Annotated in this window: 12 protein-coding genes and 2 pseudogenes; 7 read left to right on the top strand and 7 right to left on the bottom strand. The window is 67.4% G+C overall.

Translation table 11 applies throughout. From position 1 onward, the window contains the following. Window positions 1–143 precede the first annotated feature (143 nt). A pseudogene (locus tag ADL25_RS34165) lies at window positions 144–1,166 on the top strand (ISAs1 family transposase); the annotation flags it as partial. Between the two features lie 529 nt (window positions 1,167–1,695). Here ADL25_RS34165 and ADL25_RS49295 read toward each other — a convergent pair. From ADL25_RS49295 to ADL25_RS46855, 3 genes and pseudogenes are all read right to left on the bottom strand, one after another. Continuing rightward, window positions 1,696–2,205, bottom strand: a complete 510-nt coding sequence (locus tag ADL25_RS49295; RefSeq protein WP_059131780.1) for a hypothetical protein — start codon at window positions 2,203–2,205, stop codon at window positions 1,696–1,698. Window positions 2,206–2,578: 373 nt separating this feature from the next. Next, window positions 2,579–2,698, bottom strand: a pseudogene (locus ADL25_RS48490) (DNA (cytosine-5-)-methyltransferase); the annotation flags it as partial. Between the two features lie 294 nt (window positions 2,699–2,992). Beyond that, a complete protein-coding gene (locus tag ADL25_RS46855; RefSeq protein ID WP_079050750.1) occupies window positions 2,993–3,181 on the bottom strand; it encodes a hypothetical protein in 189 nt (62 codons plus the stop codon). A 160-nt stretch (window positions 3,182–3,341) separates the two neighbouring features. Between ADL25_RS46855 and ADL25_RS46850 the strand changes: the two genes are divergently transcribed. After that, entirely contained in the window at window positions 3,342–3,818 is a 477-nt protein-coding gene (locus ADL25_RS46850) for a very short patch repair endonuclease (RefSeq protein ID WP_324614085.1), read from the top strand. A 72-nt stretch (window positions 3,819–3,890) separates the two neighbouring features. Here the strand turns inward: ADL25_RS46850 and ADL25_RS34150 are convergent, their stop codons facing one another. The 3 genes from ADL25_RS34150 to ADL25_RS34140 are packed head-to-tail and all read right to left on the bottom strand — an operon-like array spanning window position 3,891 to window position 7,881. Then, complete coding sequence (locus ADL25_RS34150; RefSeq protein ID WP_059131778.1) at window positions 3,891–4,796, bottom strand: DUF6339 family protein; 906 nt, start codon at window positions 4,794–4,796, stop codon at window positions 3,891–3,893. Further along, on the bottom strand, window positions 4,793–5,776 hold the full coding sequence (locus ADL25_RS34145; RefSeq protein WP_059131777.1) for a hypothetical protein: 984 nt from the start codon (window positions 5,774–5,776) through the stop codon (window positions 4,793–4,795). Before ADL25_RS34145 ends, ADL25_RS34150 begins: the two co-directional genes overlap by 4 nt. Beyond that, window positions 5,773–7,881: a helix-turn-helix domain-containing protein gene (locus ADL25_RS34140; RefSeq protein WP_059131776.1), complete on the bottom strand. Its 2,109-nt coding sequence runs from the start codon at window positions 7,879–7,881 to the stop codon at window positions 5,773–5,775. The genes ADL25_RS34145 and ADL25_RS34140 overlap by 4 nt, the downstream gene beginning before the upstream one ends. A gap of 524 nt (window positions 7,882–8,405) precedes the next feature. On the opposite strand from ADL25_RS34140, the gene ADL25_RS49290 reads away from it, so the two are divergent. The 5 genes from ADL25_RS49290 to drmB all read left to right on the top strand — a co-directional run bounded on the left by ADL25_RS49290 (window position 8,406) and on the right by drmB (window position 20,643). Continuing rightward, complete coding sequence (locus tag ADL25_RS49290; RefSeq protein ID WP_159045060.1) at window positions 8,406–8,690, top strand: hypothetical protein; 285 nt, start codon at window positions 8,406–8,408, stop codon at window positions 8,688–8,690. A gap of 142 nt (window positions 8,691–8,832) precedes the next feature. After that, the gene (locus tag ADL25_RS34135) at window positions 8,833–13,626 is read left to right on the top strand and encodes a DEAD/DEAH box helicase (protein WP_059131775.1); all 4,794 of its coding nucleotides are present in this window, start codon (window positions 8,833–8,835) and stop codon (window positions 13,624–13,626) included. After that, the gene (locus ADL25_RS34130) at window positions 13,623–15,563 is read left to right on the top strand and encodes a UvrD-helicase domain-containing protein (protein WP_059131774.1); all 1,941 of its coding nucleotides are present in this window, start codon (window positions 13,623–13,625) and stop codon (window positions 15,561–15,563) included. Before ADL25_RS34135 ends, ADL25_RS34130 begins: the two co-directional genes overlap by 4 nt. Then, entirely contained in the window at window positions 15,560–18,802 is a 3,243-nt protein-coding gene (locus ADL25_RS34125; protein WP_059131773.1) for a helicase-related protein, read from the top strand. Before ADL25_RS34130 ends, ADL25_RS34125 begins: the two co-directional genes overlap by 4 nt. Next, window positions 18,799–20,643 carry a DUF1998 domain-containing protein gene (gene drmB / locus ADL25_RS34120; protein ID WP_059131772.1) on the top strand — a complete coding sequence of 615 codons (1,845 nt, stop codon included), beginning with the start codon at window positions 18,799–18,801 and terminating at the stop codon, window positions 20,641–20,643. The genes ADL25_RS34125 and drmB overlap by 4 nt, the downstream gene beginning before the upstream one ends. On the opposite strand, the gene ADL25_RS34115 is transcribed toward drmB, so the two are convergent. After that, the gene (locus ADL25_RS34115; RefSeq protein WP_059131771.1) at window positions 20,630–22,048 is read right to left on the bottom strand and encodes a DNA cytosine methyltransferase; all 1,419 of its coding nucleotides are present in this window, start codon (window positions 22,046–22,048) and stop codon (window positions 20,630–20,632) included. The two genes, drmB and ADL25_RS34115, sit on opposite strands and share 14 nt — an antisense overlap. Window positions 22,049–22,057 lie beyond the last annotated feature (9 nt).

Here is a 22,057-nt window from a genome sequence, read left to right as displayed (position 1 = left end):
CGCCGGCCAGGCAGGGCTTCGGCGTAGTCAGCCCTGGTCCGGTTTGTGACGGTTCGCTGACCGGTGGGCGTCCCCGAGGCAGGACAGGCACGGATTTCCAAGATCATGGAGTTCTCTACGCCCCGTGACCTGCCTGGAAGACCGTGCCTGCCGACGCATCATTGCCGATTCCGCCTGCCCTTAACCAACTCCGCGAGCAGCCCGGCGTCGGGCCCGGGGAGGTGGCGGGCCTGCTGGAACGGCTGGCCGAGGTGCCGGACCCACGGAACCCTCGCGGTGTGCGGCACGCGTTCGCCGTTGTCCTCGCCCTGGCCGCGTGCGCAGTGCTGGCGGGGGCGACTTCGCTGCTGGCGGTCGGCGAGTGGATCGCGGACGCGCCGCCCCAGGTGCTGAAACGGTTCGGTGTGCGCCCCGATCCGGTGCTGCCCAGGCGGCTGGTGCCAGCCGAGACGACGGTGCGCCGCCTGCTCGCGCGCGTCGACGGCGACGCCCTGGACCGGGCGGTGGGCGGCTGGCTCGCCGACCGCTGCCCCGCTGGCTCCGGGTTGCGCGGACTGTCCGTGGACGGCAAGTCCCTGCGCGGCGCGGCCAGGGCGAGGGGACGGAAGATCCACCTTCTTGCGGCGGTGGAGCACAACACCGGCCTGGTCCTGGCCCAGCTCGATGTCGGCGAGAAAACCGGCGAGATCACCTGCTTCCAGCCGCTGCTGGACACCGTCGCCGACCTGGCCGGGACGGTCGTCACCAGCGACGCACTGCATACCCAGCGCGAGCACGCCTGCTACCTTCTGGGCCGCCGGGCCCACTACATCGCGATCGTCAAGGGCAATCAGAAGAAAATGCGCAAGCAGCTGAAGTCCCTTCCCTGGAAGGGCGTCCCGCTCCAGGGCCGCACGCGCGGTAGCGGCCACGGCCGCGCGGAGATCCGCCGAATCAAGGTCGCCACCGTGAACAACCTGCTCTTTCCCGGCGCTTGCCAGGCCGTCCAGATCAAGCGCCGCCGCACCGACCGCAAGACCGGTAAGACCACCATCACCACCGTCTACGCGGTGACCAGCCTGACCGCCGAGCAGGCCGCCCCCGCCCGGCTCGCACAGCTGGTCCGGGACCACTGGAAGATTGAGGCCCTGCACCACGTCCGCGACACCACCTTCGCCGAGGACGCGTCCCAACTGCGGACAGGCAATGCACCCCGGGCGATGGCGACCTGGCGCAATCTCGCCATCGGCGCCATGCGCCTGGACGGCGTCAAGAACATGGCCGCCAGCCTCCGCCGCAACGCACGCAACGCCTGCCGACCCCTCGCGTTCCTCGGCCTCGCATGATCACAAACCGGACGTCATCCAGTCTTTGCCGAAGCCTTGGGTCCGACGGTTGAGGTTCATCTACTCTGTCGTCATGGCGTGCAGGGTATGTGGACTCGGTGGGCACAACAATCGCACATGTCCGGGTGAACACCCCACGTGTCCGAACTGTGGTAAACCGACAGCCAACATGAGCGACTACTCCGAGCGACACGACAGCGATTACTGCTCTCCGTTTACCTCCTCCGATTGCTGGGGTGACGCGCGGTGACAGGGCTTGTCTGTACAGGGTGTGACGATCCCGTCGAGAACGCGACTGACTGGGACGACGAGTCTCAGATGTGCAGCGCTTGTTATGAAGTCAGCGGCGGCCCCACGTACTGCTGCGGCGTTATGTACGACGATGGCGAAGACACCTGTAGGAGTTGCGGCGACCCGCTTTAAGACCGTTGTGCTCCAACGTTGCGTCGCGGGCCTGCGCCAAACCGGACGCAACGCGACTACGCCGAGGCCCTGCCTCGGGGGTGGGTTCCTGATGTCCGTCGAAGGCGTCCAGGAGGGCTGCGTTGCCCCGCGTGCTCCCCGGCGGTCCGCTCAGGCCGGCCTTATGGTCGCCGAAGTAGCGGACGTGGCCGTTGTCGAGATCGAAGACGTCGTGCCAGGGTGTCTGCTCGGTGCCCGCCTTCCACGGGCTGGAGCGGATCAGCACGGCGGGACGGCGTTCACCGTCCGCGGTCTTCACGTGGGCCATCGCGTTGATACCGGCCTCGAGCAGGGCGCGTCTGTGTCCCGGAGTGTGCGTTGCGAAGTAGAAGTTCGGGTAGCCGTCGAGGGTTTGTACCGTCGGGTCCTTGTCGACGGGATAACGCAGAATCTCCCCCACCCGTATCGTCCCACCCATACGGCCCCCTCCGTCTCCCCGCGCCCGACCTGTGCCGCAACCCTACGGTTACGCACTCACAGCGGATCACCGTGAGGGCCCCACCCATCGCACCGGACCTCGTCTCGGAGCCGATGGTCCGCTTCGGGCACCGGGACTGGCTCGAAGTCCGGCTCGGCATCGGGCAGAACGCGACGGTGCACGTTTTGGCACCGATGGACACCACCTGGCGACCCTGTCGCCACCACGCCCGACACGCCCCCTCGGCGGGCACTTGATCCTCCCCCTCGCTCATGTCCGTTCGTTCCGTGAGGCCGGGGATCTGGGCGGGACCGACGAGCCGGCGCTCACGCGAACATCCGGATACGTCTCAACGGACTTGTCCGCCCGCTCATTAGGGACGGCACGCCCGGCGGTACTCGTGTATGGCTTTGCCGATGGCCGCACCAAGGCCGACAAGGACGGCGTTACCGATCTGTCGGGCGATCTGGATCTTCGTCCCGTGCCACTTGAAGGTCCCGGGGAAGCGTCTCTGATTGGCTTAGGGAAACCGTGTGATGCTCAGTGTCTTGGGCCAATCGCTCTCGTGCCCCGGTGCCGTACGACCGAAGTCGCCAGCCCGCATGACACGTCTCTCCGGACGCTGATCGGCAAGACCGTGAGGCCACACCGAGGAGGGTGCCCGACGTCGCCTGGGCGCCGGGGCGTGACCGTCACACTCTGCCACAGGATCACTACGATTAGTTAATCCAACTGGTAAGCCTGCGTGATCATCGCTCGGGATCCTCGGAGATGGTTGGATTCTGAATCAGAGGTGCCCTTGCTCCAGGAGGTCACGGATGGCGTCCTCCGCACGACGGAGTACCAGGCGTCCATCACCGTCGGAGAAGGCAAGAACCCGACTGCCCGGGTCCAGTCCAGCCTCGGCCAAGAGGCCGAGAGGGAGCTGCACACCTCCCGTCTCGTCCACGACGATCTCTGCAGGTTCGCGAATCATGACGCCAGTCTGACATTCGCGGGCGCCTCTTACCTCGCCAGGTTGCCGGAGGTGACGGCTCTGGAGTGGTGTGGCCGCTGTGAGCCGTTGGGCCAGCGGTTACCGACCGAGGCGTGATTCGACGCAACGGATTGCGACTGCTCCGTACCTGTGAGGAACAGTGCAGGATGGGGGTGTGGAACCCTTGAAGACAACGGAGCAGGTGCGGAAGCGAATGAGTCTGCAGCGCAGCCGCAACACACAGGTCGAGGTTGTGCTGCGTCGCAGACTCCACGCGTCCGGTCTTCGGTTCCGTATTCATCGGCGGCCCGTCAAAGGTCTCAAGCGCGAGGCCGACATTGTCTTCGGGCCTGTGAGAGTGGCCGTGTTCGTCGACGGCTGTTTTTGGCACGGTTGTCCGGAGCATGCGACGTGGCCGAAGAACAACCCGGACTTCTGGCGCAACAAGATCGAGGGCAACCGGGCCAGGGACGCCGACACCGATGCTCGGCTTGCTGCGGAGGGGTGGTTGGCCGTTCGCGTGTGGGAGCACGAGGATCCCGTGACGGCGGCCGAGCGGATCCGGGCAGTGGTGCTGGATCGACGAACAGGAGGGAAAACGTCAGGTCAGCCGGTGCATGCCGCTGGGTCGATCTGATCGGCGCAAAAAGCGATCCTTCTTTTGTTCACCGTCCGGCACGATGCTGCGGGCAGACGGCCCAGCTCTTGCTCACCATGCGTCGGCAGCCGGTCTGTCTGAGGAAGCCCTGCGCTCACGCAGCGGGGCGTGGTCACGGAACTCCTCGAACAACCTGACCAGCGTGTCGACGGAGTCGCGTGGGGTGCACCCGTCATCGGGGCCGTCGGGAAGGCGGTCCCAGGGAACGGCGGGTGCCGAGTCGGCTGCCGCGATCCAGGCGAGCAGCCCCTCCTGGTCGGGCAGATCGTCGGGGGCGATCACGTCGTACAGGAGCGTGCTGCCTGCGGCGTTGACCGCGGTGGACAGGGCGTTCGTGCGATCTCCCAGGCGGGAGACGCCCGCATCCCTCAGTTCTTTGATGATCCGGGCCAGCGCCAATGCGGTGGGGCGGTGCGTGATGACGTCCAGGCGCATCATCCCGTGGAGTACGTCCTGTACCTCGCAGACGATCTCGGCGGGGCGGTAGTCCTCACCGTCGCGGAAGAGTTCGGCTGCCCACCACAGGCGAGCGAAAGCGTGGAGGTCCTTGCGTCCGACGAAGCGGGTGGGCTGAGCTGCGCCGTCCCCTCGCCGGCCGGTGGAGCGGTGCCGCCAGATCACGTAGTCGGGCGCAACCACCATGGCGAGGAACGCCCACAGGCGTGGGTCTGCGGCCTCGGATCGCGTCATGCGCACGGTGGCGTGCAGACGGGGCGCCAGCCAGGCGTCGGCCTGTGGGGGGTGCGTGTCAAAACGTCGCATCGCCTCGTCGAGGATCTCGCGCACCGGTGCGGTGTCCCAGCGGCAGGAGGCGTCCGGCAGTGCGGCGCAGCCCCGTGTCAGCGCCACACGTGCGGGTTGCTCGCGACCGGTGAGCACTCCCAGGGTCAGATGGGCCGTGGCCAGCGTGGTCGGCAGCAGTGCGAGTCGTTGCGGGAGCTGCACGTTGGTGCTCATCGGCTGTCCTCCTCGGCCTGGGTGCGCGCCAGGGCGCGGATGGTCATGGTGAGGCTCTTGGGCAACTGGGCGCGACGCCCGGCCGCGTAGTGGATCCGGGACTGCAGTTCGGCCCAGCCCGCCGCGTCCTGCCGGCGGCGGTGCACCTCGAACAGGGCGTCGGTCGCAGGCAGGCCGGGCATCACGTCAGGGAGCATGGCGCGCAGCAGGGACTCCCGCCAGCCACCCGGTATCTGGGGGGTGCCGTCCTCGTCCGTGTCCAGGTCGGTCACGGCCGCGTGAAACATCGCGGTCCATGTCTCCTGTGCGATTTGGGCCGAGACCAGGCGAGCGGCGGCGCGCTCCGTTTCACTGCCCGAGTCCCGCAGGATCGCGGCGATGCCCTCGAACGACTCGTTGAGGTAGACGGTGGGCGGTTCTCCGGTGGCGGTGACCAGCCAGGGTGAGTCCTTGAAGGGACGCAGCCACTCCTCGGGGCCGTCCCGGAAGTCGACCGGGACGATCTCGATCTCCCGTTGGCGAACCGGCTCACGGGAGGTGAGGTCGATGACCCAAAAGTCGTCGCTCTGGCCGATCACGCGGCCTGCCACTTTGTCGACGGTGGCGACGAGGTGGGCCCGCAGGATCGCGCGTTCGTGGTGGAGCGTGCGCAGGACGGGGACGGTTCCCTGCCAGCATTGGGAGCCTTGGTCCCAGGTCAGGCGACGCACGATGCGAGCGTCGGTGGCGGCCTCGGTGAGTACTGCCACGCAGGTGACATCTTTCCAGGGCCCCCCGGCAAGTTCCCGATCGGGTGCGAAGACGCGTACCTCCAGGCTGCCCTCGCTCCAGTCACCGTGACCTATCTCGTGCAGAGCGACGGCTCGCTGGCTCGCCGAGAGCAACGAGGCGTTGACCGGCCGTCCGTCCAGGCGTATCCGCGTGACGTCGAGACTGATCGAACCGAAAAGCGTCGGGTAGGGGTAGAGCGTGGCACTCATGCGGGTGCGGCCCCTCTGCTGGTGGTCTGCAGGTCGATCATGATGCCGGCCAGCATGGAGGACACGGGGTGGCTGTCGGGCGCGGTGGTGCCGGTGAAGGCGGCGTGGCGTACACCGGCGTCGATCAGGACGACGTCGTCGACGATGCGGCAGTTCTCCGAGGCCGTCAGTGCGGCCCATGCCAACACCGGTCTGCTGCCGGAGCGGACGTCGAACTTGGCGACGGGGGTTATCGACCACGGGTCGTCACGTTGCGGAAGGCGCAGTCTGATGCGCAGATTCCACGCTCCGCTCTCGTCGACCTCGCCCTCCAGGGCGGCTACGGTCGGGTGGCTTTCGGCGCGTCGTGCCCGCCCTGTTGCCGGCGCATCCAGTCTCAGCAGGCCGCGCAGGAGTTCGGGGCCTTCGTTCTTGGGGGCGGCGGGACCGTGTCCGATGAGCTCGCGAAGCCGCGCGTCCGTCGCGACGCGGAAGTCCTTCAGGCGGGTCAGGGAACCGCGCGCGTAGGTACTGGCGAGTTCTTCGGTCTTGCCCCAGCGGTCATGCTCGGGTGGCTCGGCTGCGCGCAGGAATGCCTCCGCGCGCGCTGCTTCTTCGCTCTCCTCTCCGGTCGCCAGACCTGCGAGCAGAACCGCTTGGAAGGGCTCGGCTCCCATGCCGATGTCCTGTGGGCGTCGCGTGGTGATGGTCATCCTGCTTCCCCGCATGCACACGATCCTGCTGTGCTGCTGATCGGCGCCGTCGGCGGGGGTGACGAGCAGTACTGCCTCGTGGATCGCTGCACCCCCGGAGCGTGCCTGGGTCCGCAGCGGTGGCACCGTCAAGGGCACGCGTGTGCTGATCACTTCGTCCAGCCCGGTGAGCTGTGGCACGGTCTCCCGGTTCATGTGTGCGCGCAGGGCGCGGGTCAGTGCCGGGTGGCGGGTTCGCGGATCGACTCGTTGTTCCGGGATGAGCACGGTGTCGTTGATGAGGGTGACCACCGACGCCTCCAGGAGCGCCGGTATGTCCCGACCGCTGGTCATGGCGGCCCAGAAGTTGTCGGCGAGCGCGTCGACCAGCTTGTCGTGCAGCGCCTGGTGCGGTGTCTGGTGCGCATCCGCCTCAATACCTGCGTCGTGGGCACCGAGCACCAGGAAGGAGGTGCCGGGAGCTGTTCCGTCGCGGGTCAGCTTGAGCGTCGAGACTGTTTCCTCATCGGCCCACCAGGAGCGGGAGACGCCTTCGTATTCCACCTCGGGGTCCGGTTCGCCCAGCCATGCCGGTCCTGCACAGGCGTGGCCGTCCACCTCACGCCAGGGCAGGTCGAGCCGGCCGATGACCCGCCGTTCCGTGCGACCCTCGTGGGGGGTGGACAGGGTGCTGTTCATGAGCACCATGCCGAGCCGGCTGGCGGCCCACAGGGTCGCCTTGCCCAGTCCGTAGGAGCCGCCCGCCTTGCTGCTGTTCTTGTGGCTGTCCAGTTGCCGACGGACCACGGCCGCGTAGCGGCCGTCGCCGTACTCGGGTCCGGTCAGTCCGGAGGCGTTGTAGTCGTCCACGCGCAGCAGGAGCAGGGTGCCGGTTTCGTCGAGGTCGCGCAGACCGGCTGCCAGGGCTTTGCCCGCCTTCTGCCCGGAGGCGACGGCGGCACGGTAGTGGCTTTGGAGTTCCTGCCAGCGGATTGCGTCGAGGAAGGAACGCAGGTGCTCGCCGTTCAACTCTTGCAGAGTGAAGCGGACTCGAACCGGCTGTGTCGCGTCCAAACGTTCGTCCAGGCTGTTCTGGGTCACCTCACGGGCGAGGACTGCCAGGTCGGCGTCGAAGGCGAAGGCTGCGGCGTTGCCGAACTCTCGTCCGCCGTCGGCGTGGGCCGGGCGGTGGTACCAGGCGATCGGACGCACGGTGTCCGCGTCGGTCGTGCGGTCCAGGACCGTGGCGATGTCCGTACCGAGTTCCAGGGCGAGCTTTTTCATCATCTCGGGCCGAGGTTGTGCACGACCGGCGATCCATGCGGAGACCGCGGCCCGGGTCACACCAAGCCGGTTGGCGAGGTCCACCTGCTTGAGGTTCTGGCGCTTCAGCTGTCGAGCGAGCCACGGACCGAAGTCCTCGCCGTCCTGCACGAGTTGATCTCCCTACGCACGGATCCACCCTGCTTCTGTAGGTCTGGACCCTAGCCTGACCAGCATCTTTTTACAAGTTGATGCGCGTCTATCGTCCCTTGACGCAGGTCGGTTCGGATGCGCCAGCAGCATCGGATGCATCAAACGATGCGGGAATTCGGGTTCTACTCCTGCGGGCAGGGCGGCCATTTCATTCGGCTTTGTCGGCATTCGTCCCGTAATCCGCGATTTGAGGGGTTCCACCGCGTGATCGACATCGACCGACGATGCGTCAAACCCCTTGCGTGACAGTTGAGATGCTGACTAACCTTGCTGAACAAGGGGGGCGACAGCCCAAGGGTTCAAGATTTCCACCCACTGTCGGTTACGGGACACCCATGTCTCGAGGCCGTCGGTGGTGCATCAGTGCATCCAATTTCGCGCATGCAGCACTCTTTTCGCGGCAGATGTTGTGTTTTTTTCCTGCCGCGAGCGAAGCCTCATTTATTTCGGTTGTCCCGGCTCACGTCGGGGTGGGGGATTTTGTGGAATCCGAAAGATGGGCCTCGATCACCGAGTTCATCGAGGCGTACGACTCGGCTCAGACTCCTGAGCTCAAGGCAAAATACCTGGACGACGAGGGCATCACGCACAGCCAGCTCGCCTATTGGCGGCTTCGGCTGACGCGCACCCGATTCCCGCAGCCTGTGCCCGAGGACGGTCCCGTCGGTGTTGCGCAGCAACCCCCGCGCGAGGCCGGGACGCGCACGGTGTCGTCACGACACGTCCGTCGGCGCAACCACCGGCGCCCGCCTCGCCGCGACAGCTGAGGGGTCACCCCCGGCGCACTCTCCTCTCCGTGGCCCGGCCGGTGCGTCCGTGCCCGGGCCCCGCAGGCCACTGCGGCAGATCCTGTCTGCGCACAGCGCGTCACTCACCTCCTCTCTCGTCCTGAAAGAAGCAGACACACACGTGACCGAGCCTTCTCCATCCCAGACTTTCGTTTCCTCCGATGCCTCGCCCGTCATCGCCAAGGTGCTGGAGCAGTCCGCGCGAGTCCTGGAGACCTACCGGGTCGACCCCGGGCTGGTCCAGGAGCACGCGAACAACGAGCAGCGCATCACGCAAGGCGGCTACGGCGACCGCCAACTCTTCGAACTCGTCCAGAACGGCGCTGACGAGATCGCCAACGAGCCCGGCGGAAAGCTTCAGGTTGTCCTGACCGACGACTACCTCTACTGCGCAAACCAGGGATCCCCGGTGACGCCGGAAGGCGCCGAGACGATTCTTCGGATGAGTGTCTCGCGCAAGCGCAACAAGCAGATCGGCCGTTTCGGCGTGGGCGTCAAGTCCGTCCTGTCCGTCAGCGACGCCCCCCAGTTCTTCAGTCGGACCGGCTGCTTCGGGTTCGATCGTGAGTGGTCCGCCCAGGAGATAGCCGGGGCACTGGGTGTCGACGGAATCGACCCCGCGGAGATGCCCGTCCTGCGTATGGCGCGTCCCTTGGACGAGGAGCAGGAGGTGGAGAACGACCCGGTGTTGCGTGAGCTGCGGCGCTGGGCGACGACGGTGGTCCGTCTTCCTCTGCTGCCCGGCGCCGCGGAGCGCCTGGGCCACGACATGGCCGGTCACAGGCATGCGGACGGCCGTACCGTGGAGGGGTTCCCTGCCGGCTTCCAGCTTTTCTCCTCTCACGTGGGAGAGGTCACGCTGGAGGACAGGCGTCGCAGCCCGCTTTTTCGACGTGCCATCAAGGTCACGAGCGACGGTGTGCACCGCACGATCACGGAGGTGCGCACCGGGGCCAAGCAGGAGGTCCACCAGTGGAAGGTGTACTCGCTCGAGCATGCCCCCAGTGCCCAGGCCCGCGGCAGTGCGGGAGAGCTGCACGACCGGAGCGTCATCGACATTTCCTGGGCGGTACCGGAGTACACCCGCAACAAGGAGGGCCTGCTGACGGTCCCGCCGGGCCGCGGAGAGTTCTGGTCGTTCTTCCCGACCAAGTACCCCGTGTCGCTGACGGGATACCTCAATGCCGCCTGGAAGACCAACGAGGACCGGCAAAACCTCCTCGACGGCAGTGAGTTCAACCAGGAACTCATGCAGACGGCCGCGCACCTCGTCATCGACTCCCTTCCCCTGCTGGCACCGGCCGAGGACCCGGGAGCCTACCTGCCGCTGCTGCCGGGACGTACGAACGAGTTCATCAACTGGGCCGACGACTATCTGCTGCGCCAGGTGTGGCTGATCGCTGCCCGACGCCCGTCGCTCCCGGACCAGAACGGGGTGCTTCGCATCCCTCGCGACCTGCACATCCACCCCAAGAACCTGGACCAGGCATGGTTGCAGATCTGGGCCGAATACCCCGGCCGGCCCCGGGATTGGGTGCACCCGTCCGTCGACGCAACCGACCTGCGGCACGGCAAGATGGAGCACATCCTCGCCGTCGAGAGGCAGAAGAGCGAGGACGTGGTGACTTGGCTGGAGGCGTTGGTCGCCGACGGCACCCCCGAGGCTTCCTGTCACGCCATCCGGATCCTGTCCGCGATGGTCGACAAGGACCGTGCCGATCGCCGCGCCTCCGACTCCCCGCTGACGGCCGAGGCCCGCAAGGCGCGCATCGTCCTCACCGAGTCTCACGGCCTCGTCGCGCCCGTTTCCGGCAAGATTTTCCACCGCACGGATCAGGAGCAGGGCAGCGAGGACGTCTACGTCCACCGCCGGATCTCCTCTCGTCCGGAGATGGCACGGCACCTGCACACCATCGGGATCCGTATCTCCGATGCACAGGGCCGCTTCGAGGGGCTGCTGGATCAGGGCTTCGCCCGCTACACGCCCGATGCGTGGACGAATTTCTGGGTGCTGATGCGCAGCGCCGGGGGCAACGCCCAGGTCGGACGCATCCGGGCGAAGGTCGCCGACCCGCTCGCCACCATCAGGGTGCGCACCGTGAGCGGATCGTTCCGTGTCATGCGTGAGTGTCTGCTTCCGGGGCCGGTGGTGCCCGCCGACGGCAGCCGCGACCCCTCGGTTGCCGTGGACCTGCACTTCCACGCCGCCGACCAGGACGTCTTCCGGGAGCTGGGGCTGCACGACGCCCCCACGCTGGGCCACCGGCCCGAGAAGGAGGGCTGGTTTCAGGACTACCGGCAGGCGGTCCACGATGCCCACCTGCGCAGTCTCGCCGACACTGCTCCCCGTCCGAGCCTTGCGCGTCTTACGGTGGAAGGTGCCGCTCCGGCCGGGCCTTTGCATTTGCTGACGCTGCTGTCCGACGAAGGACGGGCTGCGTTCCTCGACGCTCTTCCCGAGGGGGGCGTCGTCGAGAGCTGGACGCGTCGCTACGGCACCCAGCCCGAAAAGCCCGTGGTCTCTCCCCTGCTGTGGTTCCTGAACCGGCACGGACGGGTGCGTACCGCTGCGGGCATCGTCGGCCTGCGCCAAGCGGTGGGTCCCCAGCTCAAGGAGTACGCGCGGGTTCTGCCCGTGGCGGAGATCAGTCCTGAGAAGGCCAGGCGGCTGCGCATGCCGACGACGCCTGAGAACGTTCCCGACAGGCACTGGACGAAGCTGCTCGAGACGGTGTTGACCAGCACGGATGACGCCTTCATCGGTCGGGCCTACGCCCTGCTGCTGCGCGTCGGCTTCGGCTTCCCCGAGGGGGTTCAGACCCGCTGCCGCATCGGTGCCGATTGGGGCACGCGGCCGGACACCGAGATCGCCGTCGCGACCCATGAGGCGGATTTCCGAGAGCTGGTCAGGGAGCAGTTGCCTGCCCTGCTCATCGCGGACCGGGCCGACGCGGCCGCGGCGCGTCAGATGCACGAGACCTGGGGGATGTTGAAGGTCGCGGATGTGATCACCAAGAACATCCGCAAGGTGGCGGCAGGTCGGGCCACGCTCCTGGTCGACGAGTTCCCGCCGCTGCGTCAGCGGGTGGGTAATCCCGCACTCAGCCGCAAGGTGCAGCGCTGCACCGAGCTGGAGCAGACCCTGCGTACTCCCCTGGGGAGCAGGCTGATCCCGATGACCATCGCGCGCCAGGGCAGCACGCTGCTGGTGCTGGACAGCCTCACCCCGCTGGAGGTTCTCGAGGCCGCCGACAGCGAGTTCGGCTGGGGGCTCGACGCCAAGGGCTGCCGGCAGCTGATCGAGCACCAAAAGCGGCAGGAACAGAACCAGGAGATCCGTGACCGGCTCCGTCGGGTTCGCGAGGCGGAGAGCATCATCGACAAGATCGCTGCCCTCATCGGGGAGGAGCAGCTGCGCGGAGAGCTCCCGCCGGGGCTGCTGGACAGCGAGATCAACGAGCAGGGCGGTGAGCCGGATGCCCGGCGCATCGCGGAGATGGCCTTCAACGCCCACGGCGAGTCGATCCTGCGCGTCCACCGCAAGGACTTGGCCGTCGACTACCCGGGCATCGCTCCGAACACCTTCACCGGCGACTCCAAGGCCTTGAAGTTCGTCACCGAGCACGGCTTCCCGGATTCCTTCGCGGGCGCCCGGGTGCCGGCGCTGGCCCCACGCATCGAGGTGGAGGGCCCGTCGGAGTTTCCGGCCCTGCACGACTATCAGGAGGAGCTGGCCCGGGCCCTGCACGGGATGCTTGACAGTGCCACGCCTCAGCGCGCCATGCTGACCATGCCGACCGGCGCGGGCAAGACCCGTGTCACCTCCGAAGGGGTGATCCGCTGGATTCGCCAGCAGGGGACACTGCCCGGTCCGGTGCTGTGGATCGCGCAGACGGAGGAGTTGTGCGAGCAGGCCGTGCAGAGCTGGCGCTACGTGTGGTCCAAGGTCGGGGCGGAGATCCCGCTGGTCATCAGCCGGTTGTGGTCCAGCAATGAGGCCGCTCCCGTGTACGATCGCCCGCACCTCGTCGTCGCCACCGACGCCAAGCTCCAGGTGTGTCTGGCAACCGAGGACTACGCCTGGTTGCGGCGCGCGGCGCTGGTGATCGTCGATGAGGCACACGTGGCCATCTCGCCCAGGTACACCACCCTCCTTGAGCTGTTGGGGCTGACGCACAACCTGACCAGCCGCCACCTCATCGGGCTCACCGCCACCCCCTTCCGCAACAACGTGGAGCTCAGCCGCCGCCTGGTGCAGCGTTTCGGCACCCGCCTCGACAATCCCGTCTTCGACGGCGACCAGGTCAAGGCCATCAAACAGCTCCAGGAGCTGGGCGTGCTGGCCCAGGTCGAGCACGAGGAGCTGGCCGGTGCGACCATCCAGCTGAATGCGGACGAGCTGAGCCGGTCCGAGCAGTTCGGTGGTCTGCTGCCCAAGGGCGCGGAGCAGCGTCTGGCCGACGACCACGAGCGCAACCAACGGATCGTGGACCGGATCGCCGCGATGGATGCCGACTGGCCGGTGCTCGTCTTCGCCACGTCCGTGGCGCACGCGAAGTTCCTCGCCGCCAAGCTCGGCGACCGCGACGTCCGTGCCGCGGCGATCGACTCGGCGACGCCGATCGCAGAGCGCCGCAAGACCATCGAGGACTTCCGCAAAGGCAAGATCAAGGTGCTGACCAACTACGGCGTTCTCAGTCAGGGCTTCGACGCCCCGGCCACCCGCGCCGTGGTGGTCACGCGACCCACCTACAGCCCGAACATCTATCAGCAGATGATCGGCCGCGGTCTGCGCGGTCCGCGCAACGGAGGCAAGGAGACCTGCCTGATCCTCAACGTGCGCGACAACATCGACAACTATCGGGAGGAGTTGGCCTTCACCAAGTTCGACTACCTGTGGGGCGAGAATCAGTGACGTCTGATCGGTTTGAGGAACATGTGCTGACGGCCGCCCAGCAGACCGTCGTTGACCAGCCATGGGATGCCCGCGTGCTGGTCACCGCGGGCGCCGGCGCGGGCAAGACCCACACCGTGGTGCGACGCTTGGACGTGCTGGTGGAGCGGGAGGAGCTGGAGGCCGGCGAGATCCTGGTGCTGACGTTCTCGCGGGCCGCCGTCCGGGAGCTGCGCGAGCGCATCGACCGTCATGCGATGGCGGCGCGGCGGGTGAGGGCCCAGACCTTCGACTCCTGGGCCGTCGGTCTGCTTCGGCAGGCCTACCCGGACACCGACTGGTCGGTGGTGTCCTTCGACGCACGGATCGTGGCGGCTGCCGAGGCGATCGCGCAGGGGGCGCTGGAGGTCAGCGAACACGGGGTGCCCGGACACGTGGTCATCGACGAGGTCCAGGACCTGGTGGGGGTGCGCCGTGAGATGGTCGAGGCGCTGCTGGACCGCTGCGCGGACAACTGCGGCTTCACCGTGGTGGGCGACTCGGCTCAGGCCGTGTACGGGTTCCAGGTCTCCGACCCCGACCAGCGCGCGTCGGAGACCAACTACTTCTTCGACTGGCTGCGGGCCAGCTTCGCCGACGACCTGGTCGAGCTGCACCTGGGCGACAATTTCCGTGCGCGCAGCGACCAGGCGCGGGTGGCCTTGCCTCTGGGTCCGCATCTGAGGCAGCTGCCTCGCAACCCTGCTGAGGCGGCTGCCGCGGCCGAGCGGATCCATGCCGAGCTGCGCGCCCGGCTGCTGGAGGCACCGTACTTCGGCGACCTCGCGGACGACTTCGCCCTGGAGTCGCTTCGCTGGTTCGACGGGAGTACCGCCATCCTGTGTCGGGACAACGGCCAAGTGCTGTGCGTCTCACAGTTGTTGGCCGACGCAGGGGTGCCGCATCGACTGCAGCGCTCCACCCGCGACCGTCCCGCCCCGCCGTGGCTGACCACGCTGTTGACCGGCACCGAGGCATCCCAGGTGACGCAGGAACGGTTCGTGGAGTTGCTGCAAAGCCAGGACTCGATGCTCCCCAAGGACCTGGGAGCGCAGGACCTGTGGGCGTCCGTGCGCCGGGTCGCGCGCGGACCACGCGCGACCTTGGACATGCGGGCCCTGCATCAGGCCCTCGCCGAGGGCAGACTCCCGGACGAACTCACCGCTGCCGAGCCCACACCGTTGGTGGTCTCCAGCGTGCACCGGGCCAAGGGGCTGGAGTTCGATCGCGTGCTGGTCATCGAACCTCCCGCACTGGCCGCGCCACGCCGCGTCGCAAAGAAGAAGTACGACTACGACCCGGCAGCCGAGGCCCGACTCCTGTACGTGGCGATGACCCGTCCCCGGGACGACCTGTACCGGCTGGAGGCGCCCTCGACGTGGCTGTACCGCAAGGAGCGGCGGCTGGACCGCTGGTATCTCGGCGGTCGCAGCACATGGGCGCGCAACGGCCTGGAAGCATTGGGCGCAGACGTCTGTCACGACGCGCCGCCGGGGACGCTGGGGGTCGATGAGGATCCCGTTCGGCTCCAGGAGTACCTGCGTGCGGCGGTCCGAGCCGGGGACGCTGTTCAGCTGCGCCTGCTCCACCAGCTGCCCGCCGGCGAGGATCAGTCGCCGCCCTATGCCGTGCTGCACGACGGCCGTCCGATCGGGCAGGTCTCCGAGCAGTTCCGTCGTGACCTGTGCCGGCTGCTGCGGCGCAGCGGCGACTCACTCGACCACCCGTGGCCTGCGCGGGTCACCGGCCTGCGGGTGGACTGCATCGAGAGTGTGGCCGGTTCCACGGCAGCCACGGAGCGTGCCGGGCTCGGCAGCCACGGCGTGTGGCTCGCCGTTCGGGTCTGCGGCATGGGTCGATTCGACTGGGAGGCCGACTTCTCATTCGACACGGGTTTTCCGGAGGAGAGCGACAGGTGAGCACACCGGACTACACGGCCCATTACGAGTTGCGCGACAAGCTGCTCGACGCGCTGCGCACCGACCTTTTGGGCCCGGTCGGTGGCGAGCACGAGGTCCTCAAGGACGACGCGCCCATCACCGTCTACCCGGTGGGGGTGCTCTTCCCGCAGGCGGAGACCGACGAGGCGCGGGCCGAGACGAGGGACGCCGAGGCGGAACTCGACGGGCAGGACGAGGCGGCGTTGCCGGCACGCACCGAGGGTGAGGAACCACTGCCCGAGCTGGGTGTTGCCCTCGCCAACGTGCGCCGGCCCTCGTCGATGGGCCTGACGTTCGCCGTGGATCCGGCGGTCTGCCCGGAGATCGTTCTCCGCGTGCGGGCCGCGATATACCTTCCCGAGGACGCCGACGGCAACCCGATCGCGGCGCGACGCACCGAAATACGCAGCACCGACGAGCAGCGCGAGCATTGGCGGCGAGCCCCCTTGCGCATGGAGCCGGACCGGGTCGACGTGAGGGTTCCCGGCTGGAGAGACGCCGTGGAGCTGCACCCTGGCCTGGATCTTCATGTCCTGGTCCGCCCCGCGGACAGCGCCCACGGCACGGTCACGGTGACGGCCACGGTCGTCAACAGCCTGACCGTGGGCACATACGATCTGCGCGACGCTCACTGCTTCTACCAGCCCGTGTTGGAGGTCACCGCCGCGCACGAGGGACGTGCTCCCTTCGTCGAGCGCCCGGCCCCGCTGGGTGCCGTGGACCCCGAACAGGCCCTCAGCCGGCTGCTCCACCGCCACGCGCCCACCTTCGCCACCGGGCATGGCTGTGCGGCGCACTGGGACTGGACTGCGCCGCCCATCGGTGCCGTTCAAACCGCCCGGGCCGCCGTGGCCTCGGTTCGCACTGAGTTTGTGCCCTCACACGAGGTGCTGCTCACCGACTCCAATCCGACCATCGACGATGGGGCCCTGACCATGTACGGGCTGGGCACCGCACCCACCGCCCAGGTCGTCGGCGCATTGCGGTCGTTGCTAAAGGGCTATAAAGAGTGGATCGGATGGCAGGAGTCCGCGGCCCGGAGCCTGGAGTCCACCGACCACGGTCCTGTGGCACGCGAGCAGATCGAGCGGTGCCGCCAGGCTCTGCGACGGATGCATCGGGGAGTGGACCTGCTGGAGGACCGGGGGCATCCGGAGATTCTGCGCGCCTTCCGACTCGCCAATCTGGCCATGGCGGAACAGCGGGCACGCACCTCTTGGATCAAGGAGGGCCGGCAGGGTGCGCCGGTGATCGAGGCAGGCACGTGGCGGCCCTTCCAGATCGGTTTCATGCTCCAGTGTCTGCAGGGAATCGTCGACCCGCACCATGCGGACCGGGACATCGCCGATCTGCTCTGGTTCCCGACGGGAGGCGGCAAGACCGAGGCATACCTGGGCCTGATCGCCTTCACGACATTCCTGCGACGGCTGCAAGACGGACGCCTGGGCGGAGGGGTGACCGTGCTCATGCGCTACACCCTGCGTCTGCTGACACTCCAGCAGTTCGAGCGTGCGGCCGCGCTGATCTGCGCCATGGAACGACTGCGCGCCGCCGAGCCTGACGTCCTGGGCACCGAGGAGATCTCCATCGGCATGTGGGTCGGCAGGTCGGCCACCCCCAACACCCTCGAGGCCGCCGATGGGAAACTCAAGGAACTTCACGCCAGCCCCGGCAAACAGGTGCAGAAGGAGAACCCGGTCCAGCTCCACGCCTGCCCGTGGTGCGGCACCCGCCTCGACGCCCGCGACTACGAGGTCGACCTGGACCGCCGGCGCATGCACATTCGCTGCCCCGACCACTCCTGCGCCTACCACCGGGGCCTTCCGGTCCATCTGATCGACGAGGCCGTGTACGACGCCCGCCCGACCTTGATCATCGCCACGGTCGACAAGTTCGCCTCCATGCCGTGGCGAGAGGCGACGGCGGCGCTGTTCAACCGCGATCGGGAAGACGGCACGCGCCCGCCCGAGCTCATCGTCCAGGACGAGTTGCACCTGATCTCGGGCCCTTTGGGAACCCTGACCGGTCTGTACGAGACGGCCGTGGATGTACTCGCCAAGTACCCGAAGGTGATCGCCTCGACCGCCACCATCCGTCGTGCCGACGACCAGGGACGTCACCTCTTCTCTCGTCGAGTCAGTCAATTCCCACCCGGAGGCCTGGACGCGCGCGATTCGTGGTTCGCCGTCGAGACACCCCGCGACCGCAAGGCGGCTCGCCGCTATGTCGGCCTGCTCACCTCCAGCACAAGCCAGGCCACCCTCCTGGTGCGCACGTACGCGGCACTGCTGCACTACGCAGCCGTGATCGACGCGAAACCGGAGGTACGGGACGCCTACTGGACCCTGGTCGGGTACTTCAACAGCCTCCGTCTGCTGTCCGCTGCCGAATTGCAAGTACTGGACGACGTCCAGGACCGCCTCGAATATCTGGCCGCCCGTGAGGCCTGGCCGGAGCCCCGCTCGATCGACGGGCTCACCGAGCTCAGCAGCCGCGCCAGCGCCAGCGACATCCCCAAGCGGCTCAAGGAGGTGGAGCGCCATCTTCCGATGAGCGACGTGCTCGACGCGCTGCTCGCCACCAACATGATCTCAGTGGGGGTCGACGTGGACCGCCTCGGTTTGATGGCGGTCATGGGTCAGCCGCAGACCACGGCCGAGTACATCCAGGCGACCAGCCGTGTGGGCCGCCGCCATCCCGGCCTGGTGGCGGTGATGCTGAACTCCTCGCGCTCGCGGGACCGTTCGCACTACGAGAGGTTCCTGCACTTCCATTCGGCGCTATACCGTGAGGTGGAGTCCACCAGCGTCACACCGTTCTCGGCCCGTTCCCGGGACCGGGGGCTGCATGCCGTCATCGTGGCCCTGGCGCGGATCCTGCTGCCGGCGGCCCGAGGCAATGCCTCGGCCGGACGCATCGCGGACTTCTGGGACGACCTCAACAGCACCGTCCGCTCAGCGGTTCTGGACCGGGTGAAGGCCGTGGACAACCGGGAACACGAGGCCACGGCCCGCGCCTTCGATGAGTTCGTCGACTGGTGGCGCCAGGAGGCCGAAGAATCGCCGAACCTGGTCTACGAGGCCCGTCGCAGCAGCAGCATTCCCGCGTTGCTGTCCACGTTCGACGACGACCCCCAGGGCGACTTCGCCTGGCGCACCCTGTGGAGCCTGCGCGACGTCGACGCCACTTCCACCTTCTTTTTGGAGTCCCCTCGATGACCCCGCCTCCGCCACGCATGCGTCGCCGCACGCCGGGCGCCGCACCGGTACGCCGCGCACGCAAGCTCGGAGAGATCCGCCGCGCCCAGCTGATCACCACCTACGGCGTCGGTGCCATGATCGCAGTCGACAACGAATCCTTCATCGTGTCCGGACTGGATTCCTGGGACATCTCACAGGCCCCCAAGGTGTGGGAGCGACGGCTGTCCCGTTCTTTGGGCGTGAAGTACTTCCGCCTTCCTCCGGCACCCGACCCGGACGAGGCACAGGACGGTGTGCGCGCAGTCCGCTTCCCCGTCTTCTATTCGTGCCCCACCTGCAAATCGCTTCAGCCCTTCGCTGGCTTCAACTCCCCAGCGGGCAAGGCCGAGTGCTCCGACTGCGAGGAGGCTCTGGTCCCGTCCCGCTTTGTGGTCGCCTGCGACCACGGCCACCTGAGCGACTTCCCGTACTGGCAGTGGGTCCATCGCGGCAACGAACACGCCGCCGGCGGGCGATGCGGAGGCGAGCTGCGGCTGCGGGCCGAGGGCTCGACCGCGTCACTGAGGGCAGTACTGATCGGCTGCACCTGCGGGGCGAAGGAGGTGTCCATGGAAGGTGCCTTCCGCAGACAAGCGCTCAAGAAGCTCGGGATCCGCTGCAGTGGCAAGCGCCCCTGGCTCAGCGGTGCCCCGGCCGAGTTCTGCGACCGCCTGCCCAGGACCTTGCAGCGTGGTTCCTCCTCCGTGTGGTTCCCGATCGTCCACTCGGCTCTGTCCATCCCGCCGTGGAGCGAAGCCCTCAACAAGATCGTCACCCCCTACTACGACCGACTCAAGGACGAGACGCCCGAAGGCATCCGAGCGATTCTTCGCTTCGAGAAGCTGCTGGACAAATACCCGCAGTTCTCTCCCGACCAGTTCATCGACCGGATCGCCGAGCTGCGCCGCCTGGAGGAGGCGCCGCAGACGGAACAGGTCGACCCACTCGACGCGCGAAAGGAGATCTACCAGCAGGAGTACACGACGTTGCACCACACCCATCCCGAACAAGACGGCGAGCACCTGCAGGACTTCGTCTGCGAGCCGCCGAGCGAGGGTATCGAGCCGCTGAAGGACTCCGGGCTCGGCAACGTCATGCTGGTCAAACGCCTTCGCGAGGTCCGCGCGCTGCACACGTTCACCCGCGTCGACGAGCCCAGTCCGGCCGACGACATGCTGCGCCGCTCGCCCCTGTCCGGTCGACCCCTGGAGTGGCTTCCCGCGATCGAGGTGAGCGGTGAAGGGGTGTTCCTGCGGCTGGACGACGAGCGGCTTCGCCGGTGGGAGCGAAGCGAGCAACCGACGCTGCGCGCGGAACGCATCCGCGACAATCACAACGCGCTCCTGCGGGAACGCGCCGCCCAGGGCGCGACGTCGATTCCGACCTCGCCCGCCTCGCCCCGGTTCCTCCTGGTGCATACGCTCGCCCACATCCTGATCAACGAGTGGAGCCTGGACGGCGGGTACCCCGCGGCGGCACTACGCGAGCGGCTCTACATCGGAAAAGACATGGCCGGCCTGCTCATCTACACCGCCACCAGCGACTCCGCCGGCAGCCTGGGCGGCATCGTCGCCCAGGGCGACCCCGAGCGGTTGCGTGAGGCCCTGGCCTCGGCGCTTGCCCGCGCGGCGTGGTGCTCCAACGACCCGCTGTGCATGGAGTCGACGGCCAGCGGCACGGACAACCTCAATCTGGCCGCCTGCCACGCGTGCGTGCTGCTGCCGGAGACGAGTTGCGAGATGAACAACGCTCTCCTGGACCGCGCTGTCTTGATCGGAACGCATGGGGGTACGGTCCCCGGATACTTCAGCCAGCAATGAGGCCTTGATCGCTGCCACCGCGCGGTGGCGGAACGGCCGTTCCGCCACCGCGCAGGCAGGCGTAAATCGCGGAGGCAATGGCCCGACCGAGCGGAATCGGCACGGCGTTCCCGATCTGTCGAGCGATCTCCACCTTGGTGCCACACCACCTGAAGTCCTCGGGGAACCCCTGGATACGGGCGGCCTCGTAATGCGTGATGGGACGGTTCCTCGTGGGGTGCAGGTAGCGCCCCTTCTCCGGCTTGTAAAATTCGGTGCGAATGGTGACGGACGGCTCGCCCAGGCGGAGTCGCCCCATCACGTCCCCGGTTCCCTTGTCGTGGTTGTCCCAGCTCTCTGTCGACAGGTACTCCACAGGAGTGCTCACATCTGCGAGCTCATGTTCCTCGAGAATGCGAATCCTGCCGGACTCTGTCATGGTGAACCACTTGCCACGGAGGTCATTTCGATTGCCGCGGCGCGGGATGGCTCGATACCGGGCACGGGACAGGAGTTCCGGATTGCGGCGGATGTGGAGGTCACGCGTAGTGAAGACGCCGCGAACATCGTTGCCGATCTCCGGGAACGGCACCGAGCCCGCAGGAAGTTCGGTTCCGCGCAATCGCAACTTGGCCGACTCCTCAAACACGCTGTCGACGGGAAGCCATGAGTCTGTGGAGAGACCATCGCGGAAGAGTGTCTCCTGGCCGGACATCTCTGAACGCCGCCCAACGGACCTGGCATTCGACGTGTACGACCGGGGAGGATAACTGAGCGCGGCCCCCTCCTTCAGCAAATCCTCGCGCACACCCATAACGATCGCACGACGTCGCGCCTGAACCGCACCATAGTCCGCGGCATTAAGCAGGTAGCGGCTTACCGGCCGCTCCGCACCTCCGTCGGTGACCGGCCCCCAGGGGTCCACGATGTGGTAATTCTCCAGACTCCCGCCCGGCTTCACGGCCCCAAGCAGATCCTGGAATTCATCCGACTTGAGAAAACGGTCCACATTTTCGATGACGAAGACCTTCGGTCGGATCCGCGCGACGATGCGAACGTACTCCTCCCAGAGCCGATTGCGCTCCAGCCCCGTCTTCTTCCGGTTCAGCGCCGAGAATCCCTGGCAGGGCGGGCCTCCGACGACCACGTCGGCGTGCAGATCCTCGTCGGTCGGACCCCATTCCTCGATGTCTCCGACATGGACGCGGGCGTGCGGCCCCGTCGGCTCCTCGCGCAAGCTGCCGAAGTTCGCGGCGTAGGTCGCGGCGGCCGACCTGTCGTGTTCCACGGCCGCGATACTGCGAAATACCGGACCGCTCCCCTTCACGCCCTGGGGCCGGAACTCGTGGAACCCTCGCGTGAAGCCCCCGCAGCCGGCGAAGAGGTCGACAACCGTGATGGGGTCGGGGGTTCCGTAGCTGATCATGGACCGATT

This window comes from Streptomyces sp. NRRL F-5122, from assembly GCF_001507435.1.
GTDB classification, from domain to species: Bacteria; Actinomycetota; Actinomycetes; order Streptomycetales; family Streptomycetaceae; genus Streptomyces; species Streptomyces lannensis.
The sequence above is the reverse complement of the archived record's forward strand: the minus strand, read 5'-3'. Positions and strand labels throughout refer to the sequence as shown.